Source organism: Variovorax sp. GW531-E2 (genome assembly GCF_059423125.1).
This window is the reverse complement of record NZ_JBWKXQ010000026.1, coordinates 1-18,136: the sequence shown is the minus strand read 5'-3', so window position 1 is coordinate 18,136 and position 18,136 is coordinate 1. Positions and strand designations below refer to the sequence as shown.

The 18,136-nt window shown below is 69.3% G+C and carries 20 protein-coding genes; 6 read left to right on the top strand and 14 right to left on the bottom strand.

Features of this window, described 5'->3' with window-relative positions; genetic code table 11:
- The first annotated feature begins 132 nt into the window (after window positions 1-132).
- Window positions 133-870: an OmpW/AlkL family protein gene (locus AC07XP_RS16525; RefSeq protein ID WP_062477953.1), complete on the top strand. Its 738-nt coding sequence runs from the start codon at window positions 133-135 to the stop codon at window positions 868-870.
- Window positions 871-886: 16 nt separating this feature from the next.
- Here the strand turns inward: AC07XP_RS16525 and AC07XP_RS16520 are convergent, their stop codons facing one another.
- From AC07XP_RS16520 to AC07XP_RS16510, 3 genes are all read right to left on the bottom strand, one after another.
- On the bottom strand, window positions 887-1,573 hold the full coding sequence (locus tag AC07XP_RS16520) for a glutathione S-transferase family protein (RefSeq protein ID WP_070060070.1): 687 nt from the start codon (window positions 1,571-1,573) through the stop codon (window positions 887-889).
- Between the two features lie 109 nt (window positions 1,574-1,682).
- The gene (locus AC07XP_RS16515; protein WP_495265281.1) at window positions 1,683-2,240 is read right to left on the bottom strand and encodes an MgtC/SapB family protein; all 558 of its coding nucleotides are present in this window, start codon (window positions 2,238-2,240) and stop codon (window positions 1,683-1,685) included.
- A gap of 1 nt (window position 2,241) precedes the next feature.
- Entirely contained in the window at window positions 2,242-4,272 is a 2,031-nt protein-coding gene (locus AC07XP_RS16510; RefSeq protein ID WP_070060072.1) for a lytic transglycosylase domain-containing protein, read from the bottom strand.
- 9 nt (window positions 4,273-4,281) lie between these two features.
- On the opposite strand from AC07XP_RS16510, the gene AC07XP_RS16505 reads away from it, so the two are divergent.
- The gene (locus tag AC07XP_RS16505) at window positions 4,282-4,899 is read left to right on the top strand and encodes a 5-formyltetrahydrofolate cyclo-ligase (protein ID WP_095743648.1); all 618 of its coding nucleotides are present in this window, start codon (window positions 4,282-4,284) and stop codon (window positions 4,897-4,899) included.
- Between the two features lie 6 nt (window positions 4,900-4,905).
- On the opposite strand, the gene AC07XP_RS16500 is transcribed toward AC07XP_RS16505, so the two are convergent.
- Window positions 4,906-5,889: a LysR substrate-binding domain-containing protein gene (locus AC07XP_RS16500; protein ID WP_062477933.1), complete on the bottom strand. Its 984-nt coding sequence runs from the start codon at window positions 5,887-5,889 to the stop codon at window positions 4,906-4,908.
- A 175-nt stretch (window positions 5,890-6,064) separates the two neighbouring features.
- On the opposite strand from AC07XP_RS16500, the gene AC07XP_RS16495 reads away from it, so the two are divergent.
- Window positions 6,065-6,382, top strand: a complete 318-nt coding sequence (locus tag AC07XP_RS16495) for a DUF2917 domain-containing protein (RefSeq protein WP_062477930.1) — start codon at window positions 6,065-6,067, stop codon at window positions 6,380-6,382.
- 93 nt (window positions 6,383-6,475) lie between these two features.
- Here AC07XP_RS16495 and AC07XP_RS16490 read toward each other — a convergent pair whose 3' ends face one another.
- A complete protein-coding gene (locus AC07XP_RS16490) occupies window positions 6,476-6,892 on the bottom strand; it encodes a BLUF domain-containing protein (RefSeq protein ID WP_492744906.1) in 417 nt (138 codons plus the stop codon).
- Between the two features lie 92 nt (window positions 6,893-6,984).
- Here AC07XP_RS16490 and AC07XP_RS16485 point away from each other — a divergent pair, with 92 nt between their 5' ends.
- Window positions 6,985-7,755 carry a Crp/Fnr family transcriptional regulator gene (locus tag AC07XP_RS16485; protein ID WP_495265280.1) on the top strand — a complete coding sequence of 257 codons (771 nt, stop codon included), beginning with the start codon at window positions 6,985-6,987 and terminating at the stop codon, window positions 7,753-7,755.
- 14 nt (window positions 7,756-7,769) lie between these two features.
- Here the strand turns inward: AC07XP_RS16485 and AC07XP_RS16480 are convergent, their stop codons facing one another.
- Window positions 7,770-8,669: a DUF6279 family lipoprotein gene (locus AC07XP_RS16480; protein WP_495265279.1), complete on the bottom strand. Its 900-nt coding sequence runs from the start codon at window positions 8,667-8,669 to the stop codon at window positions 7,770-7,772.
- Between AC07XP_RS16480 and glmU the strand changes: the two genes are divergently transcribed.
- A complete protein-coding gene (gene glmU, locus AC07XP_RS16475) occupies window positions 8,668-10,098 on the top strand; it encodes a bifunctional UDP-N-acetylglucosamine diphosphorylase/glucosamine-1-phosphate N-acetyltransferase GlmU (RefSeq protein WP_495265278.1) in 1,431 nt (476 codons plus the stop codon). The genes AC07XP_RS16480 and glmU overlap by 2 nt on opposite strands.
- 46 nt (window positions 10,099-10,144) lie before the next feature.
- On the opposite strand, the gene AC07XP_RS16470 is transcribed toward glmU, so the two are convergent.
- Entirely contained in the window at window positions 10,145-10,480 is a 336-nt protein-coding gene (locus AC07XP_RS16470; protein WP_062477921.1) for a hypothetical protein, read from the bottom strand.
- 172 nt (window positions 10,481-10,652) lie between these two features.
- Here AC07XP_RS16470 and AC07XP_RS16465 point away from each other — a divergent pair, with 172 nt between their 5' ends.
- Window positions 10,653-12,167, top strand: coding sequence for an aminotransferase-like domain-containing protein (locus tag AC07XP_RS16465; protein WP_495265277.1), 1,515 nt, complete (start codon window positions 10,653-10,655; stop codon window positions 12,165-12,167).
- On the opposite strand, the gene AC07XP_RS16460 is transcribed toward AC07XP_RS16465, so the two are convergent.
- The 7 genes from AC07XP_RS16460 to AC07XP_RS16430 all read right to left on the bottom strand — a co-directional run bounded on the left by AC07XP_RS16460 (window position 12,140) and on the right by AC07XP_RS16430 (window position 17,887).
- Entirely contained in the window at window positions 12,140-13,066 is a 927-nt protein-coding gene (locus AC07XP_RS16460; RefSeq protein ID WP_307583105.1) for an ROK family protein, read from the bottom strand. The two genes, AC07XP_RS16465 and AC07XP_RS16460, sit on opposite strands and share 28 nt — an antisense overlap.
- Window positions 13,067-13,096: 30 nt before the next feature.
- A complete protein-coding gene (locus AC07XP_RS16455; RefSeq protein WP_056575522.1) occupies window positions 13,097-13,291 on the bottom strand; it encodes a DUF2905 domain-containing protein in 195 nt (64 codons plus the stop codon).
- A 9-nt stretch (window positions 13,292-13,300) separates the two neighbouring features.
- Window positions 13,301-14,077 (bottom strand): histidinol-phosphatase, encoded by a 777-nt coding sequence (gene hisN, locus AC07XP_RS16450; RefSeq protein ID WP_495265276.1) that lies wholly within the window; start codon window positions 14,075-14,077, stop codon window positions 13,301-13,303.
- A 99-nt stretch (window positions 14,078-14,176) separates the two neighbouring features.
- On the bottom strand, window positions 14,177-15,046 hold the full coding sequence (locus tag AC07XP_RS16445; protein ID WP_159273904.1) for an ABC transporter permease: 870 nt from the start codon (window positions 15,044-15,046) through the stop codon (window positions 14,177-14,179).
- Entirely contained in the window at window positions 15,043-15,942 is a 900-nt protein-coding gene (locus AC07XP_RS16440; protein WP_495265275.1) for an ABC transporter ATP-binding protein, read from the bottom strand. The genes AC07XP_RS16445 and AC07XP_RS16440 overlap by 4 nt, the downstream gene beginning before the upstream one ends.
- A gap of 4 nt (window positions 15,943-15,946) precedes the next feature.
- The gene (locus AC07XP_RS16435) at window positions 15,947-16,957 is read right to left on the bottom strand and encodes an ABC transporter substrate-binding protein (protein ID WP_070060080.1); all 1,011 of its coding nucleotides are present in this window, start codon (window positions 16,955-16,957) and stop codon (window positions 15,947-15,949) included.
- A 30-nt stretch (window positions 16,958-16,987) separates the two neighbouring features.
- Window positions 16,988-17,887, bottom strand: coding sequence for a TauD/TfdA dioxygenase family protein (locus AC07XP_RS16430; protein WP_495265274.1), 900 nt, complete (start codon window positions 17,885-17,887; stop codon window positions 16,988-16,990).
- Window positions 17,888-18,136 lie beyond the last annotated feature (249 nt).

Here is an 18,136-nt window from a genome sequence, read left to right as displayed (position 1 = left end):
AAGAACGGTCGTTCGATAATCGCCGAGCGATGCGAACGACCGTTCGTAAATTCGCGTCGCGCGAAGCACCGGTCGCTGGCCGGTGCCCCCGTGCGCGGGGCTGTTTTCAACACCCAAGGAGCATTCACAGCTATGAAGAAACTCACAACAACAGCATCGTTGGCATTGGCGGCACTCGGGGTCCTGGCATCGGGCAGCGCCCTGGCGCAGAACGCGGGCGACTGGGTCGTCGGCACCGGCTGGTTCCACCTGTCGCCGCAGGATTCGAGCAAGCCGCTGACCGTGACCTCGCCCGTGCACAGCGTGCTGGCCGGCTCGGGCGCGAGCGTCACCAACTCGGACACGCTGGGCCTGAACGTCGCGTACTTCATCGACCCCCACTGGGCCGTCGAGGGCGTGCTCGGCGTGCCGCCCAAGTTCAAGCTCAACGGCAGCGGCACGCTGGCGCGCGTGGGCGAACTCGGCCAGGCCCGCCAGTGGAGCCCGACCGTGCTGGCCAAGTACTACTTCAACGAAGGCAACGACGCCTTCCGTCCGTTCGTGGGCCTGGGTGCCACCTACGTCTGGTACAGCGACGTGAAGCTCACGTCGAACCTGCAGGGCGCGCTGGCCAGCCAGTTCCACGTGCGTCCGTCTTCGGTGAACACCACCGCCAAGCTCGACAGCTCGTTCGCGCCCGTGCTCAACGCCGGCGTGGCCTACCAGTTCGACAAACACTGGGGCGTGTCGTTCTCGGTGTCCTACATCCCGCTGAAGACCAAGGCCAAGCTCACCACGACCAGCATCACCGGCCTGCCGGTGGCGCGCAGCGAAGCGAGCCTGAAGCTGAACCCGATCGTCACCTACCTGGCGGCGACGTACCGGTTCTGATGAAGTCCGACGGGCCTCAGTCGCGTGAAGTGCGATAGGGCTCGTCGAAAGCCACGAAGGTCTTCTCGGCCAAGGCGCCCGCGATCCACGCGGCGACGCCCGGCAGGGCCGCCACGCGCGCGATGTACGCGTCGATGGCCGGCGGCACCGGCAGGCCATAACCGCGGATGCGCATGCCCACCGGCGCGAAGAAGGCGTCGGCGATGGTGAAGGCGCCGAACAGCATCGGGCCGCCGTGCGTCTCGAGCAGCTCGGTCCACATCTGCACGATGCGGTCGAGGTCTTCCTGCACGCCGGGCTGCTCGGCCAGGAGCCGCGCCCCCACCTCGGGCAGTGAGGCCTCGATGTTCATCGGGCAGTTGCCGCGCAGGTTGGTGAAACCCGAGTGCATCTCGGCGCAGATGCTGCGCGCGCGGGCCCGCTCGGCCACGCCCTGGGGCCACAGCTGCTTCTCGGGGAAGCGCTCGGCCAGGTACTCGGCAATGGCCAGCGTGTCCCAGACGGCCAGGTCACCGTCGACCAGCACCGGCACCTTGGCCACGGGGTTGATGGCGCCGATCACGTGCTTGAACTGCGAGGTGGCATCGAACGAATCGAAGCGCACCATCACCTCCTCGAAGGGAATGCCGGCCTGCGTCATGAGCACCCAGGGGCGCATGGACCACGACGAGTAATTCTTGTTGCCGATGTAGAGCTTGGACATCTGTCAGGGTCTCCGGGTCAGTGCGGGAATGCGGGGCAAAGCCGTCGATGCTAGCCGGGCGGCGCGCTGCGATTGATGACGAAGGCGGCGCGAATTGATGCGGGCCGCTTCAGCGGTCGCCGTCCTGGCGGGATTCGGGCGGGACGATCACGCGCGGGCCGGAGGTGTCCGTGGATGGCTTCACGACGCGCTCGATCAGGCCCACGAGGCGCGGCACCAGCGACAGCACCGCGAGCGCCAGCAGTGCGCTGAACACGGCCGTGACCTCGCGGCCGAGCCCGCAGGCCATGCCGATGGCGGCGGTCATCCACAGCCCGGCGGCGGTGGTGAGGCCCTGCACGTGGGATTCGTCGCGGCCCTGCTTGAGGATGGTGCCGGCGCACAGGAAGCCCACGCCGGCCACCAGCCCCTGGATCACGCGGCTCATGTCGGCCGGCACGATGCCGGTCTGCTGCGGGATCAGCACGAACAGCGCCGAGCCGATCGCCACCAGCATGTGCGTGCGCACGCCGGCCGCCTTGCCCTGCTGCTCGCGCTCGAAGCCGAGCAGGAAACCCAGCACGGCCGCCAGCAGCAGCCGCACCGAGATACGCGTGAGTTGCGCGACATCGCCCGCGTCCGAGAATTCGGACGCGACGGTGTCGAGCACCTCGTCGCGCCAGCTCATGTCAGGGCAGGTCCTTGTTGGGTTCCGGCTCGTTGGCGTTGCGCGGGCCCACGCGGCCCAGGCGCTCCTTCAGCGACTGCGGCTTGCCGCTGATGATGGCGGCGTAGTTGGTGGTGTTGGCCAGCACCTTCTTCACGTAGTCGCGCGTCTCGTTGAAGGGCACGTTCTCGGCCCAGATGGCCGCGTCGATCACCGGGCCGTTGCGCCAGTTGCGCGGGCGGCCCGGGCCGGCGTTGTAGGCCGCGGCGGCCAGCGCCATCGAACCGTCGAAGTCGTCGAGCGCGAGCTTCAGGTAGTTGGTGCCGATGGTGATGTTGGTCTCGCGGTCGTTGATCTGGCCGGGCGTGAAGTCGGTCAGGCCGATCTTGCGGGCGGTCCAGCGCGCCGTGGCGGGCATGACCTGCATCAGGCCCGAGGCGCCGACGCCCGAGCGCGCGTCCATGATGAAGCGGCTTTCCTGGCGGATCAGGCCGTAGACGTAGGCCGGGTCCAGGCCGATGTCCTGGCTCTTGCGCAGCACCGTGTCGTGGAAGGGCATGGGGAAGCGCTGCTCGACGTCGATCACGCCCTTGGTGCGCTCGCTGGTGTTGATGCAGCGGTCCCACACCTCGCGCTGGCAGGCCAGGTCGGCGGCGGCCAGCAGAGCGCGGTCGTCCATGCCGCCCTTGTCGTGCAGGTTGGTGGCGTAGTTCCACTCGCGCGTGCCTTCGGAGCGCAGGCCCATGCCGATGGCCTGCAGGCCGCGCTGCAAGCCGGGGTTGGTGCGTGCGGCGTTCTTTTCCTCGGGCGTGAGCGGCGCGGGCCGCGTGGCGGCCACGACGCGCTGGCCCAGCTCTTCGAGCGCCAGCATTTCGTAGAAACCGCGCGTGCCGGCAATGCTGGTGTACAGCTCGCGGGCCTGGGCACGGCGCTCGTCGCCGCCGGCGCTGCTCAGCGCGCGGGCCTTCCAGTAGACCCAGGTCGGGTCTTGCTGGGCGGCGTCGCTCATGGCGTTGATGGCGGGCGCGACGTCCTTCCACTGGCTGGCACGCAGTGCGGCGCGCACGCGCCAGCCGAGCATGTCGTCGGACAGGTCGCTGTTCTTCGTGACGTTGCCGAAATAGCTCACGGCCATCGGCGAGAGCTTGTTCGCGGCCGCGCGGCCGATGGTGCCCCAGACCCAGTTGCGCTCTTCGGCGGAGAGCATCGGGCCCCACTTGCCGTCGAGCTGCGCGGCGCCCTGGTCGGGATCGGCCACCGCGATCTTGATGAGCGCGAGCACCACCAGTTCCTTGCGCGACTTGGCGGCCACGAAGGCGCGGCCCGTGAGGAACTTGGCGGCGCTGGCGTTGACCTCTTCGAACAGCGGCAGCGCGTCGGGCGCGGCGATGGTGACGGCGCCGCGCGCGGCGGCGGGCCGGTTGGCCTCGATGGCCAGGCGCGCCTTCTTCCAGGCGTCGTTGGTCGTCATCAGGCGGGCCGCGACCATGCGGTCGGCGGCGGTGAGGCAGCCGTCGTCGCTGTCCTTCTGCGCGAACCAGTTGCGGCGCACCTCGTCGGCCTGCGCCTGCGTGGCCGTGCCGGTGCGCAGCGTGTCGACCAGCACCGCGTAGCAGCGCACCTGGGCGTCGTCGCCCATGCGGAAGCCTGCGATGTTGGCGGCAAAGCCGTCCCAGTCGCGGCGCTGGCCGAGCAGCAGCAGCCAGTCGTTGCGCAGGCGGTCTTCCTGGTAGGTGTTGGGGTAACGCGCGTAGAAGTCCTGCACCTCGTTGGGCGCGGCTTCCTGCAGGCGGGCCTTGAGCTCCCAGTAGGCGGCCCAGGGTTCGAGTGCATGGCCGCGCGCTTGCGGCAGCAAGGCCGTGAGGCGGGCCTTGTCGCCGCGCTGGAAGGCCTGCTTCATCTGGACCAGCACGTCGTCGTTGGTGTTGTTCTGCGCGGCGGCGGGCTGTTGCGACAGCAGCGCGGCGAGTGCGAGAACGGCGGAAAAAACCAGGGCGGGCGCGCCGCGACGCTGACGAGCGCGCGCGGATGCCAAAATGCTTGGGAACTGCATCGGGGGATTATGGACAAGTCAAAGGATGCCGACACCTCGGCCACGGCGAGTTTTCTGAAGGGTCAACTGCGAAAGGCACTCATCGAGCAACGCCTGGCGCTGCCCGACCGCCTCGCGCGGGCCGACCTGCTGCAGCGGGTGATGCGGATCTGGCTGGTCGGCCGGCCCGACACCGTGATCGGCGCCTACTGGCCGATCAAGGGCGAGTTCGACCCGCTGCCCGCACTGCATCGCTGGAAGGAAGACGGCGAACTCATGGAAGAAACGCAGCGCCGCCGCATCGGACTGCCGGTGATCGACAAAGTTCACAAGACGCTCACCTTCCATGCCTGGTACCCGGGCTGCCAGATGGAAGAAGACGCCTACGGCATTCCCAAGCCCAAAGACACCGAGCTGATCGTGCCGACCCTGCTGTTCGTGCCTTGCGTGGGCTACAGCGCGGGCGGCTACCGGCTGGGCTACGGCGGCGGTTTCTACGACCGCACGCTGGCGGCGCTGGAGCCCCGGCCGTTCACCGTGGGGCTGGGCTTCACGAACGGCTTCCTCGAAGACTTCGAGCCCGAGGCGCACGACCTGCCCCTGGATGCCATCCTGAACGACAACGGCGTCGTCTGGCCGACCTCCTGAGCCGGCTCAGTCGAGGTTGTCCACCGTGTCGGGGTCGGGCACCTCGCCGATGGTCTGGCGCGTGGTGACGGCCTGCGCCTCCAGCCAGTCGGAAAAGGCCTTGATCTCGGGCCGCAGCGCATTGCGCGGCCCCGAGATGAGCCAGTAGGCCATCGGTGAATCCAGCCGGTGCTGCGGCAGCACCTCGATCAGGTCGCCGTTGGCCAGGCTTTCGGCAATGAGCGAGCTGCGCGCCAGCACCAGGCCCTGGCCCGTGAGCGCGGCCTGCACCATCTGGTAGGCATAGTTGAAATAGAGCCAGCGCTTGGGCTGCGCGCGCTCCAGCCCGTTCACTTCGAACCAGCGCCGCCACGTGAGCCATTCCAGGTGCGTGCGGTGCGCGTCGCCCGCCTCGATGAGCGTGAAGCGGGCGATGTCGGCCGGCGTCTTGATCGGCGGGTTGCTCTTGATGAGCCACGGGCTCGCCACCGGCGTCAGCGTTTCGCCGAACAGCCGCACGGCGCCGGGCGGCATGCCTTCGGGCGGGCCGTAGCGCAGCGCGATGTCCACGTCGGCCACGTCAAGGTCGACCGCGATGTCGCTGGCGTCGATGCGGATGTCGATCTCGGGGTTGTCGCGCTGGAAGGCCTCCAGCCGCGGGATCAGCCACATCGACGCGAACGAGGCAAAGGTGGTGAGCGCCACGCTCTTGCGCCCGGCGCTCTGGCGGATCTGCCGCACCGCCATGTCGATGCGCGGCAGCGCCTGCTGCACCGACAGCAGCAGCTGCGCCCCGGCGCTGGTCAACTCGACCGCCCGCGTGTGGCGCAGGAACAGCGACACGCCCACTTCTTCCTCGAGCGACTGGATCTGCCGGCTCACGGCCGACTGGGTGAGCGCCATTTCCTCGGCCGCGGCGCGGAAATTGAGGTGCCGCGCGACCGCCTCGAAGGCCCGCAGGTGCCCCGCAGAGATGGGCCGGGAGCGCAGGTGGGTTTGCGAATGTTGCATGGGTATGACTTTGGTGTGCGTTCCCGGCGGCTGGACGATTGATGCGAAACGCGCATCAGTAGGCTACCTCGTTTTCATTGGACCTCCAAGGCCGCAAAAACGATCATTCATTCCCGAACTGCGCCAACCTCTCTGTCTGTCAAAGGCGCTTCGGATCAGCCAAGGAGTCCTCATCATGTCCACCGCCGTCTGCACCAACGAATCGCTCGCTTCCCTGTCCCGTTCCACCCGCACCGCGGCCATTCCGCCGGCCGTGCGCCGTGGCGCCTGGCAGATCGCGCCCGGCGAGGCGATGAGCCTGAAGGCGCGGTCGGCGAGCGTGCTGCGCGTCAAGCAGGGCCGCGTGTGGGTCACGCCCGACGCCACCGCCCACGGCCCCAGCGAAGACATCGTGCTGGCCCCGGGCGAGTCGCTCACCGTGGCCGCCGGCCAGCGCATCGTCATGGAAGCCTGGGATGGCTACGGTGCCACCTACGTGTGGGACCCGGTCTGACCGACCGCCTGCACTCCCGGCTCTTCTGAACAAAGGCGGCTTCGGCCGCCTTTTTCTTTGCCCGTCGTTTTCAGTTTTCCGTCAGTCAGCCGGTCAGGTGCTGATGTCGAAGCTGGCGCGCAGCGCCAGGAAGTGCGCCAGCGCCGCCTCGCCGCGCAGGGCCCGCAGGCCGGAGACCGGGTCGGGGCCCTCGCATTCGGCCAGGCCCATCGCAAACCCGCTGTAGCGCCGGGCGGCCAGCGGGCCGTCGTGGACCACCACGAGCGCCACGTGGCGCGGATCGCGCTGCAGCCGCGCCATCAGCGCCTGCACCGCCTCGCGCGGCCCCTCGAAATGCTGGCAGAAGCACTGGCCGTCGAACACCAGCAGGCCGGAGATGCCGTCCTCGGCATTGCGCGCGCGGGCCTGGGTGACGATCGCGCCCACGGTGGCGGGCGGCAGGTCGGGGGCGAGCAGGCTGCAATAGAGGAATTCGTGCAGCAGTTCTGCGGGTGCTTGTTCTTGTGTCATGCGGTGCGAAAGGGAAAGTCGCTTCGAGTCTAGGGGGCCATCCTGCACCCCGAAATGTCAAAAGACATAGCCCCGCCAGCCTATAGTGCGGCGTGAAGCTCGAGGACTACCCCGTTGCCGCCTCCCCGCCGCAGGGTGCGAACCCCTGCGAACACTGCGCGCTGCGGCGCCTGGAGGCCTTCCTGCCGGTGACGGCGCAGCAGCTGGAGGCGATCCAGTCCTTTCGCACCGGCACCCGGCGTGTCGAGGCGGGCGGCGCCATCGTCGACGAGCACCGCGCCAGCCCGCAGCTGTTCACGCTCTACGCAGGCTGGGCCTTCCGCTACAAGACCCTGAACGACGGCCGGCGGCAGATCCTGGGTTTCCTGCTGCCCGGCGACTTCATCGGCCTGCAGGACGAGTTTGCCGACGGCCAGACCCACGGCGTCGAGGCCGTGACCGACGCCACGCTGTGCGCCTTCGCGCGCGAGCGGCTGTGGGCGCTGTTCCAGACCCAGCCCCGGCTCGGCTACGACATCACCTGGCTGGCCGCGCGCGAGGAAAAGCTGGTGGACGATCACCTCGTCACCGCCGGGCGCCGCAACGCGGGCGAGCGCGTGGCCATGCTGCTCATGCACCTGTACCGCCGCGCCCAGCGCGTGGGCATGGTGCGCGACGGCTGGGTGGAGTTTCCGTTCAACCAGCAGCACATCGCCGACGCGCTGGGGCTGTCGCTGGTGCACACCAACAAGACGATGCGGCGCTTGCAGCGCCTGGGCCTGTACAAGCTCGACGGCGGCTGGCTGCGCATCCTGGAGCCGCACGCGCTCGAAACGCTGGGCGACTACTTCGAGCGCCCGCTGCGGCCGGTGCCGATGATCTGAAGCCGCCGCCTGCCTCAGCGCGCCGCCACCAGCTGCCGCAGGTCGCCCTGGTAGGCCTGCAGCCGCCGCACCGCCTGCTCGCGCTGCGTGGCGCTGGTGGTGTTGTGCAGCGCCGCCAGGTTGCGGCAGCCTTCCTGCAGCAGCGCCTGCTGCTGCTCGCGCCAGGGGCCGGGCGGCGGATCGGCGATGCGCTGGATGTAGGCATGCAGCGCGGCGCGAGCCTCGGCCGGCGAAGCGCGCGGGCCGCCGTTGCTGCCCTGGAAGCCGCGCAGCAGCACCAGCGCCTCCTGCTGGCGCTGGCGGCGCTCCTCGTAGGCCAGCCGCGGGCTGAACACCGACTGCGCCACCTGCTGGCGCAGCAGCGCGCGCTGCTCGGTCGTGAGGCGGCCGTAGAAGTCTTCCTGGCGCTCGAGGAACTGGTCGTAGCGCTTGTCCTGCACCTGCGCGGGGCTGCGGTCGAGCCAATCCTTGCGGTAGTCGGCGTTGTTCTTCGCGTACTTGCGTTCGAGCTGCTGCAGCTGGGCCTCGCTCAGGCTCAGAACGAGTTCGGCGCTCGCGGCCTCGGCGCGCTCGGTGACGGCGAGCAGGCGCTCGCGGACCCGGTCGGCCAGCTGGCAGGCCTGGACCGGCGTCACGTCGGCGCTCGCCAGGCCCTGGGCCTCCTGCAGCAGGCCGATGATGCGCGGCAGCTCGTTCTGGCGGTGCCAGGCCAGCAGCTGGGCGAGCTCGTCGCGCACCTTGGGGGTCTGGGCGCCGTCGAAGTCGAAGTAACCGTCGAGCCACCAGTAGCTCAGCTCGGGCAGGTTGTTGTAGGCGAGCTTGACCGCGCTGCAAGCCCCCAGGACAGCGGCCAGCAGCAGCACACCGATAATTCGGGCCAGTCCAGCACAACGAATCCGGGAAGAAAAGCGCATGAATCAGACTCCGCAGCAGAGCAACCAGGGACCGGTCGACGTCGTCATCATGGCGGCCGGCAAGGGCACGCGCATGAAGAGCAAGCTGCCCAAAGTGTTGCATCGTTTGGCCGGCCGCGCATTGCTGGCCCACGTGACCGACACCGCCGCGCGCATCGGCGCGCGCCATGTCGTGGTCGTGACGGGCCACGGCGCCGAGCAGGTCGAAGCCGCGATCAAGGCCACCGCCGTGAACGCCGCCGCGCTCGGCTTCGCGCGCCAGGAGCCCCAGCTGGGCACCGGCCATGCCGTGCAGCAGGCCACGCCGCAGCTGCCGGACGACGGCACCGTGGTGATCCTGTCGGGCGACGTGCCCCTGATCGCCGAAGACACGCTGCGCACCCTCATCGCTGCCAGCGGCGGCGAGCGGCTCGCGCTGCTGACCATCGAGCTCGACGACCCCACGGGCTACGGTCGCATCATCCGCACCCGCGCCGGTGGCGAGGTGACGGCCATCGTCGAGCACAAGGACGCCACCGAGGCGCAGCGCGCCGTGCGCGAGATCAACAGCGGCGTGATGGCCGCGCCCGCGCGGCTGCTCAAGGGCTGGCTCGCGCGGCTGGACAACAAGAATGCCCAGGGCGAGTACTACCTGACCGACATCGTGAAGTTCGCGGCCGACGACCGCGTGCCGGTGGTGGCGCATGTCACGACCGACGCGCTGCAGGTGGCGGGCATCAACAGCCCGGCCCAGCTCGCGGCGCTGGAGCGCGCCTGGCAGCTGCGCCAGGCCAACACGCTGATGGAACAGGGCGTGCGCCTGGCCGATCCGGCGCGTTTCGACCTGCGCGGCACGCTGAGCTGCGGCGCCGACGTCGACATCGACGTCAACTGCGTGTTCGAAGGCACGGTGTCGCTGGGCGAAGGCGTGCGCATCGGCGCCAACTGCGTCATTGCCAACGTGCGCATCGAGGCGGGCGCGGTGATCCACCCCTTCACCCACATCGATGGCGAGAAGGCCGGCGTGACGGTGGGCGCAGGCGCGCTGGTCGGGCCGTTTGCGCGGCTGCGGCCCGGTGCCCAGCTGGGCGCCGAGGTGCACATCGGCAACTTCGTCGAGGTCAAGAACTCCACGCTGGCGGCGGGCGCCAAGGCCAACCACCTGGCCTACCTGGGCGACGCCACGGTGGGCGAGCGCGTGAACTACGGCGCGGGCAGCATCACGGCCAACTACGACGGCGCCAACAAGCACCGCACCGTGATCGAGGCCGACGTGCACGTGGGCAGCAACTGCGTGCTCGTGGCGCCCGTGACGATCGGCGCGGGCGGCACCATCGGCGGCGGCTCGACGGTGAACAAGTCGACCGAACCGGGCGCGCTGACCGTGGCGCGGGGCAAGCAGGTCAGCTTCGCGAACTGGAAGCGGCCGCAGAAGTTGCCGAAGAACTGACGGCGGCTTCGGGCTCTGGTTCGGGGCAGGCGCCCTGCCCCGGACCTCACCAGCCCGTCAGCAGGCGCACGAAGCGCATCACCGGCCGCGCCGCCACCGGCGCCGTGGCCCGGGCCGCGCGCTGGGGCGCATGCACCCGCAGGTGCACCGCCGTCACCGCCGACACCTCGATCCACCCGCCCTGCGGCACGCAGTGCATGTCGCCCTCGCCGAGCAGCGTCTCGGTCATGAACACCGTCTCGCCCAGCCAGCCCGGCGGCGACACCACGCGGGCGCGGCCCTCGGCCAGCTGCAGCCAGGCGCCCGCATCGACGGCGGTGCGCAGCGACTGGCCGGGTTCGAGGACGATGGAATCGGGGGCTTCGGACAGGGTGGTGATCATGGCGGACCTCGGGTGGATGTGGGCTTTATCGTAGGAATTCCGCCGCCCGAAAAACAGGCACACCCGATGGCTATTGCGACCGGAACAGCCGGGCCGCCGCGCCATCTGTTATGGTCTTTTTCCCAGTCAACTGCATCTGTTTTCGGATGCCCGATGCGGGGAACATCGACCCATGGACTCGCTACCGCTCTACCGCCAGCTCGCGGCGCACTACGTCGACGCGATCCACGCCGGTTCGCTCAAGGCCGGCGACAAGCTCCCCTCGCTGCGCAGCCTGATGCGGCTGCACGACATCAGCCTCTCGACCGCGCTGCAGGTGTGCCGCGCCATGGAAAGCGAAGGCTGGGTCGAGGCGCGCGACCGCTCGGGCTACTTCGTGCGCCGCCCGCAGCGCCTGGCCATCGCGGCCATGGAAGAACCCGTGTCCGGCCTGCCGCCCGACCCGGCGCAGTTCGTCAACATGCGCACGCGCATGGCCAACTTCATGGCGCGCGGGCGCCTCAACGACGTGAAGCTCAACTTCGCGATCTCGCGTGCCGCCCCCGAGCTCTACCCGGCCGAGGCGCTGCGCAACGCCATGACGCGCGCGCTGCGCCAGCGCCCCGAACTGCTGACCACCGCCTCTTCGCAAAAAGGCCACGAGCAGTTCCGCCAGGTGGTGGCCCAGCGCAACCTGCGCGTGGGCATGACGGTGGCGCCCGACGACGTGCTGGTCACCAACGGCTGCATCGAGGCGCTGAACCTCGCGCTGCGCGCCATCGCCAAGCCGGGCGACACCGTGGCGGTCGAATCGCCCACCTTCTACGGCCTGCTGCAGGTGCTCGAAAGCCTGGGCCTGCGCGGGCTGGAGATTCCGACCAGCCCGCAGACCGGCATCTCGCTGGAAGCGCTCGACCTGGCCATCCACACCTACGACGACATCAAGGCCGTGGTGGTGGTGCCGCACCTGCAGAACCCCATCGGCAGCGTGATGCCCGACGCCCACAAGCAGCGGCTGGTGCAGCTGTGCGAAAGCCACGGCATCGCGCTGGTCGAGGACGACACCTACAGCGACCTGGTGGAGACCGAGGTGCCGCCGCGCGCCATCAAGTCCTGGGACCGCACGGGCAACGTGGTGTATTGCGCCTCGCTGCACAAGGTGCTGGCGCCGGGCCTGCGGCTGGGCTGGATCACGGCCGGGCGCTGGCATGCGCAGGTCGAGATGCTCAAGTACGCGCAGACGCGCAACAACGAGGCGCTGGCGCAGATCGCCGCGGGCGAGATCATTGCCAGCGGCGGCTACGACCGCCACCTGCGCCGCCTGCGCGAACGCCTGCACACGCAGCGCGACCAGACGGCCGACGCCATCGCCCGCTACTTCCCGGCCGGCACGCGGTTGAACCTGCCGCGCGGCGGCTTCCAGCTGTGGGTGGAGCTGCCCGAGCGGCTGTCGTCGGTGGCGGTGTTCGAGGCGGCCCTGCGCGAGCACATGCTGGTGGCGCCGGGCGCGCAGTTCTCGAACGCCTCGCGCTTCGACCACTACCTGCGCATCAACTGCGGCTGGCCCTTCAGCGAAGCGGTCGATGCGGGGCTGCGGCGGCTCGGGCGGATCGTCGAGGAAGGCTGCGCCGCGCAGAAGAACCAGCCGGCGACCCTGGTCCGGTCGCCGCGCGCTGCGGCTCAGTCGAGCAACGCCAGGGCCGCGTAGTCGCCCACCTTGTCGCCGAGCCCCGCGGGCACCAGCAGCACGCCGCGCGTGAGCGGCGGCAGTTTGCCGTCGACCTGCGCCTGCAGCCGCGGCAGCACGAAGTCGCGGTGGTGCCAGAACACGCTGCCGCCCAGGCTGATGCGCTGCAGGTCGAGCGTGATGACCAGGTTGTAGAGCATGCGGCCGATCACGCGGCACAACGCGTCGGCCTTTTCGAGCGCAGCGGCGTCACCGGCCGCGGCGGCCGTGAACAGATCGGCCGCGGGCTGGCCGAAGCGGTGCGCGATCGAATTGCCGCCGGCCAGCGCTTCCACGTCGCCCAGGTTGCCGCAGCCGCACAGCGCGCCGCTGTCGTCGTCGACCACGAAGCTGTGGCCCGCATGGCCCGCGTTGCCGTTCTTGCCGCGCAGCGCCTTGCCGTCGACGCACAGGCCCACACCCACGCCGGTGCTCCAGGTGGCGTAGGCGCAGTTGTCGAGCCCCTTCAGCGCGCCCCAGTGGCGCTCGGCCTCGAGCGCGGCCACGGCGTCGTTCTCGACGCGCACGCGGGCGAAGCGGCGCGCCAGCGGCGCCTCGACGATGGCCGTCATCCAGTTGTTGGGCAGCCCGCGCGAGGGGCCGGCGATGCCGCCGCAGATGTTGGGCGTGGCCAGCTCGACCATGCCGTCGTGCAGCTCGAAGGGCCCGGTCGAGGACACGCCCACGCGGTCGATGCTCGCCGGATCGATGCCCTGCTCCGCGCACACCTCGTCGATGAGCCGCAGGATCTGCACCGCCACGGCGTCGTTGTTGCCGGTCTTGGCGGTGGGCTCGCTGCGGCGGCCGATCAGCGGCGCGTCGCTCGAAGCGGAAAGGCTCACGGCGACCTTGGTGCCGCCGATGTCTACGCAGGCTCTCATTACGGGGTTCTCTTCTTTCTCAGGCGTTTCTCAGAGCAGCCGCGCGACCAGCGCCGCGATCATGCTGAGCACCACCGTGCTCGCGATCGGCAGCTGCCAGTCGCGGCCGAAGGCGCGAAACTCGAAATCGCCGGGCAGCCGTCCGAAGCCGAAGCGGCGCAGCCAGGCGGTCAGGCCGCTCATGAGCACCAGCGCCAGGACGACGACGATCAGCCAGCGGAACATGCCGACAGTCTAGGCGGCCAGTACGGCCAGGGCTTGTCGGTGAAGTTCGGGTGTGGCCGCCGCGATCACGCGCTGGTCGGGGTTCAGCCCCAGCGGCCGGCCCTCCCAGTCGGTGACGACGCCGCCGGCGGCTTCGATCAGGCCCGCCGGGCCCAGGAAGTCGTAGGGCTGCAACCCCGTCTCGACCACGAGGTCGATGGTGCCGCCAGCGAGTTGGGCGTAGCCGTAGCAGTCGCCGCCGAAACGGCGCATCGCGCACTGGCGGCTCAGGCGGTCGAAGGAGCTCCAGTCGGCCGGCGAGAAGATGTCGGGCGAGGTGGTCACGATGCGGGCCTTGGCGATCTCGGTGCAGCCGCTCACGCGCACGGGCTGGCCGTCGCGCGTCGCGCCCTTGCCGGCCTCGCCGATCCAGCGCTCTTTCAGCACCGGCATGTCGACCATGCCCAGCACCACGCGACCGCCCTGCAGCACGCCGATGAGCGTGCCCCACAGCGGCGAGCCGGTGATGAAGCTGCGCGTGCCGTCGATCGGGTCGAGCACCCAGATGCGGTCGGCGTCGAGCCGCTCGGGGCCGTGCTCCTCGCCGAAGATGCCGTCCGTGGGCACGCGCGCGCCGAGGATCTCGCGCATGGCTGTCTCGGCGGCGCGGTCGGCCAGCGTGACCGGGCTTTCGTCGGCCTTGGTGATGATGTCCAGCGGCGTGCGGAAGTAGCGCATCGACTGGGCGGCGGCGGCATCGGCCAGCGCACCGGCGATCGCGGAAAGGTCGGGGGCGGAAGAGCTCATGGGAAGGAGAACGCGTGCCAAAAGCTGCGATTAGACCCGAGCCCACGGCCCTTGCGCCATCGCCGGGGCATTCGTGCGCCCGGCCCCTTCACCTGCGGGCTAGCGCTGCTGGCCCCAGCGCCGCACCGTGAGCCGCTCCAGCGTGCGAAAGCCCAGGCTTTCCACCAGCAGGCCGATCAGCACCACCAGCGCGAGGCCGGCGAACACGCGGTCGGTGTACAGCTCGTTGCGGTTCTGGAAGATGTACCAGCCCAGCCCGCCCTTGCCCGACGAGGCGCCGAACACCAGCTCCGCCGCGATCAGCGTGCGCCACGCAAAGGCCCAGCCGATCTTCAGCCCCGACAAAATCGACGGCAGCGCGGCCGGCACCAGGATCTGCAGCACGTAGCGCAGCCCCTTCAGCCCGTAGTTGCGCCCCGCCATGCGCAGCGTCTCGGGCACGCCCTGGAAGCCCGCATAGGTATTAAGCGCCAGCGGCCACAACACCGAATGGATCAGCACGAACACCAGGCTGCCCCGGCCCAGCCCGAACCACAGCAGCGCCAACGGCAGCAGCGCGATCGCGGGCAGCGGATTGAACATCGAGGTCAGCGTGTCCAGCAGGTCGCGCCCGATGCGCGTGGACACCGCCAGCGTCGTGAGCCCGAAGGCCAGCAGCACGCCCGCGAGGTAGCCCTGCAGCAGCACGGCCAGCGAGATGCGCACCTTCTCGACCAGCTCGCCGCTGGCCAGCCCCTCGGCCAGCGCGCGGGCGGTGGCGGTGAAGGTGGGCAGCAGCAGGTCGTTGTCCTGCCAGCGCGCTGCCAGCTCCCACAGCACGGCGATGACGGCAAGGATCAGGCCCTTGCGCAGCCAGGTGTGCGAGGCGACGCGCGTGGCCAGCGGCAGCGCGCGTTCGACCGGCAATTCGGTGAAGGGCTCGAGCGTGCGTTCGTACTCGGGGCGGATGGGTGGCGTCAGGGTGCTCATGGGGTGCCCTGCTCTTCCTCGAACAGCATGTCGTGGATGCGCCGCGCGGTCGCCTGGAAGTCCGCACCGCCCAGGCTGTCCAGCGAGTAACCGTGGCTGTTGAGTTCGGCGCGCATGCGCCCCGGATGCGGTGACAGCAGCGCCACGCGGTTGCCCACCACCAGCGCTTCCTCGATCGAGTGCGTGACGAACAGCAGCGTGAAGCGCACCTCGTCCCACAGTTCGAGCAGCTCCTGCTGCATGCGGCGGCGCGTGAGCGCGTCGAGCGCGGCAAAGGGCTCGTCCATCAGCAGCACGCGCGGCTGCATCGCCAGCGCACGCGCGATCGCCACGCGCTGCTTCATGCCGCCCGAGAGCTGGTGCGGGTGCACGTCGGCGAATTTCGAAAGGCCCACCTTGTTGAGGTAATGCAGCGCGCGCTCGGCCGCTTCCTTGCGCCCCAGCGTGCGCGAGGCGAGCAGCGGGAACATCACGTTCTGCTTCACCGTCTTCCACGGCGGCAGCTGGTCGAACTCCTGGAACACGACGATGCGGTCGGGCCCCGGCTGCGTCACGCGCCGGCCGTCGAGCCGGATCTCGCCCTCGACCGGCGGGATGAACCCGGCCACGGCCTTGAGCAGCGTGGACTTGCCGCAGCCCGAAGGCCCGAGCAGCACGAAGCGGTCGGCGGCATGCACGTCGAAGCTCACGCGGTGCGTGGCGCGCACCACGCGCTCGGGCGTGCGGTACTCGAGGCTGACGCCGTCGACCTGCAGCAGCGCCTCGTGCACGTACAGCGGTGCCGCGTCGCCCGTGGCCACCACGCCGCGCCGTCGGGCCGACCGCTGCGGTGCCGCCGTGCCGCCAAGGAAGGCCGCGGCGGGCGGCCCTGCCAGGCGCTCGAGCCGGGACAGCATCGCGTCAGTTCCCCGAGGCGGTGTGTGCGTCGTCGAAGAAATAGTCCTTCACCGACGCCGGCTTGTTCTTGATCGCGCCCACGCGGTGCATGAACTCCGCGAACACGTAGGTGTTCTGCGGCGCGGTCTTGAACTGCACCTCGGGGTTCTTGATGATCTTGAGCAGCAGCTCGCGGTCGAGCTTGGCGTTGCTCACCTTCAGGTAGATGTCGGCCGCCTTCTCGGGGTTGGCCGTGACGAACTTCGCCGCCTCGTCGAGCGCGTCGACGAACGCCTTGTAGGTCTTGGGGTTCTCGTTGCGGAATTTCTCGGTGGCGTACAGCACCGTGGCCGACGACGGCCCGCCCAGCACCTGGTACGAATTGAGCACGATGCGCGCGTTCGGGTTGCCCGCGAGCTCCTGCTCCTGGAACGGCGGATTGCCGAAGTGCCCCGTGATCTCCGTGCCGCCCTTGATGATCGCCGCCGCCGCGTCGGGGTGCGGCAGCGCCACGCTGATCTTGTCGAGCTTGTTGAACTCCTTGTCGCCCCACAGCTTGGCCGATGCGATCTGCAGCACCCGCGACTGCACCGACACGCCCACGGCGGGCAGCGCGATGCGGTCCTTGTCCGTGAAGTCGGCGATCGACTTCACGTTCGGGTTGTTGCTCACCAGGTAGTACGGGAAGTTGCCGAGCGAAGCCACGCCCTTCACGTTCTGCTTGCCCTTGGTGCGGTCCCACAGCGTGAGCAGCGGCCCCACGCCGGCGCCCGCGATCTCGATGTTGCCCGACAGCAGCGCGTCGTTCACCGCCGAGCCCCCCGAGAGCTTGACCCACTCCACCTTCGCATCGACCCCCGCGGCCTTCGCGTGCTTCTCGATCAGCTTCTGCTCCTGCGCCACGTTGAGCAGCAGGTAGACGATGCCGAACTGCTCGGCGATGCGGATCTGCCCTTCGGCGTGCGCGGCCAGGCTGCCGGCGAGAAGGCCGAGGCCGGTGACGAGCGCGGCGGCGCGGCGGGTGAAGCGGTTCATTGGAAAGTCCGAAAAAGAGAAAAGAGGAAATCAGAAAGGCGTGTCGCCCACGATGGTGGTGCGGTTGAGCCGGCGGCGCAGGTGGTCGGGCGTGCCTGCCGCGAGGTGCATCAGCGAGCGGTTGTCCCAGAACACCAGGTCGTGCGGTGCCCACGTGTGGCGGTACACGAACTCGGGCTTCACGCAGTGCGCGAACAGCTCGGCCAGCAGCGCGTCGCTCTCGCCTTGCGGCAGGCCGACGATGCGCGTCGTGAAGTGCTCGCTGACGAACAGCGCCTTGCGCCCCGTCTCCGGGTGCGTGCGCACCACGGGCTGCACGGCGGGTGCGACCTGATCGATCTGCGTCTGTGAAAGCTTCGGCCGCCACGGATTCTTCGCACGCAGCTCCTCGTATTTCGCGAGGTAGCTGTGCTCCGCCTTCAGCGGCAGGATGCGCTGCTGCAGTTCGGGACTCAACGCTTCCCACGCCAGATGCTGGTCGGCAAACAGCGTGTCGCCGCCTTCACTCGGCAGCTCTTGCGCGTGCAGCAGCGAGCCCAGACTGGGGTTGGGCTTGTACGAAATGTCGGAGTGCCAGTACACGCCCGCGTCGCCGAGACCGATCGGCTCGCCGTTCTCCTTGATGTTCGAGACGATCAGGATCTCGGGGTGGTTCTTCAGCTGGAACTGGTGCAGCACGTGGATCTCGAGCGGCCCGAAGCGGCGGCTGAAGTCGATGTGTTGCGCGGGCGTGATGCGCTGGTCGCGAAAGACCAGCACATGGTGGTCGAGGTGCGCGCGGTGGATGCGTTGGAAGTCGGCGGCGTTGATCGGCTCAGCGATGTCGAGCCCAACGATCTCCGCACCAACAGGCGCATCGAAAGGCCGCACCTCGAAGGGCTGCGCCGGGACCTCGGCAGTGGAGGTTGCACGGGAAAGAACGGCAGTCATGCCGCGAATGTAGAAGCGCGCCCTCCATTCCCCAACGAAGTCTTTGTTGCTTGCTTATGACCAAGTCTTTTCGTTGAAAGCACAAGCACAAGGCGCCCAAAGCGCGCAGCGCCTTTGGCGCCATGGTGGCCGAGCGCAGCGATGGCCCGCCCGGCATCCCAGCCCCTCTGGCTGCGCCGAGGAGCGCAGCGTTTCGCGGATCAGGGCTCGCCCTTGTTTGAGCGAAGCGAGTTTGGGCGAGACCCCGCG

Bases quoted from the DNA above. Each gene is read 5' to 3' on its own strand.
- AC07XP_RS16525 (WP_062477953.1), top strand. From the start codon at position 133: ATGAAGAAACTCACAACAACAGCATCGTTGGCATTGGCGGCACTCGGG.
- AC07XP_RS16520 (WP_070060070.1), bottom strand. From the start codon at position 1,573: ATGTCCAAGCTCTACATCGGCAACAAGAATTACTCGTCGTGGTCCATG.
- AC07XP_RS16515 (WP_495265281.1), bottom strand. From the start codon at position 2,240: ATGAGCTGGCGCGACGAGGTGCTCGACACCGTCGCGTCCGAATTCTCG.
- AC07XP_RS16510 (WP_070060072.1), bottom strand. From the start codon at position 4,272: ATGCAGTTCCCAAGCATTTTGGCATCCGCGCGCGCTCGTCAGCGTCGC.
- AC07XP_RS16505 (WP_095743648.1), top strand. From the start codon at position 4,282: ATGGACAAGTCAAAGGATGCCGACACCTCGGCCACGGCGAGTTTTCTG.
- AC07XP_RS16500 (WP_062477933.1), bottom strand. From the start codon at position 5,889: ATGCAACATTCGCAAACCCACCTGCGCTCCCGGCCCATCTCTGCGGGG.
- AC07XP_RS16495 (WP_062477930.1), top strand. From the start codon at position 6,065: ATGTCCACCGCCGTCTGCACCAACGAATCGCTCGCTTCCCTGTCCCGT.
- AC07XP_RS16490 (WP_492744906.1), bottom strand. From the start codon at position 6,892: ATGACACAAGAACAAGCACCCGCAGAACTGCTGCACGAATTCCTCTAT.
- glmU (WP_495265278.1), top strand. From the start codon at position 8,668: ATGAATCAGACTCCGCAGCAGAGCAACCAGGGACCGGTCGACGTCGTC.
- AC07XP_RS16480 (WP_495265279.1), bottom strand. From the start codon at position 8,669: ATGCGCTTTTCTTCCCGGATTCGTTGTGCTGGACTGGCCCGAATTATC.
- AC07XP_RS16470 (WP_062477921.1), bottom strand. From the start codon at position 10,480: ATGATCACCACCCTGTCCGAAGCCCCCGATTCCATCGTCCTCGAACCC.
- AC07XP_RS16465 (WP_495265277.1), top strand. From the start codon at position 10,653: ATGGACTCGCTACCGCTCTACCGCCAGCTCGCGGCGCACTACGTCGAC.
- AC07XP_RS16460 (WP_307583105.1), bottom strand. From the start codon at position 13,066: ATGAGAGCCTGCGTAGACATCGGCGGCACCAAGGTCGCCGTGAGCCTT.
- AC07XP_RS16455 (WP_056575522.1), bottom strand. From the start codon at position 13,291: ATGTTCCGCTGGCTGATCGTCGTCGTCCTGGCGCTGGTGCTCATGAGC.
- hisN (WP_495265276.1), bottom strand. From the start codon at position 14,077: ATGAGCTCTTCCGCCCCCGACCTTTCCGCGATCGCCGGTGCGCTGGCC.
- AC07XP_RS16445 (WP_159273904.1), bottom strand. From the start codon at position 15,046: ATGAGCACCCTGACGCCACCCATCCGCCCCGAGTACGAACGCACGCTC.
- AC07XP_RS16440 (WP_495265275.1), bottom strand. From the start codon at position 15,942: ATGCTGTCCCGGCTCGAGCGCCTGGCAGGGCCGCCCGCCGCGGCCTTC.
- AC07XP_RS16435 (WP_070060080.1), bottom strand. From the start codon at position 16,957: ATGAACCGCTTCACCCGCCGCGCCGCCGCGCTCGTCACCGGCCTCGGC.
- AC07XP_RS16430 (WP_495265274.1), bottom strand. From the start codon at position 17,887: ATGACTGCCGTTCTTTCCCGTGCAACCTCCACTGCCGAGGTCCCGGCG.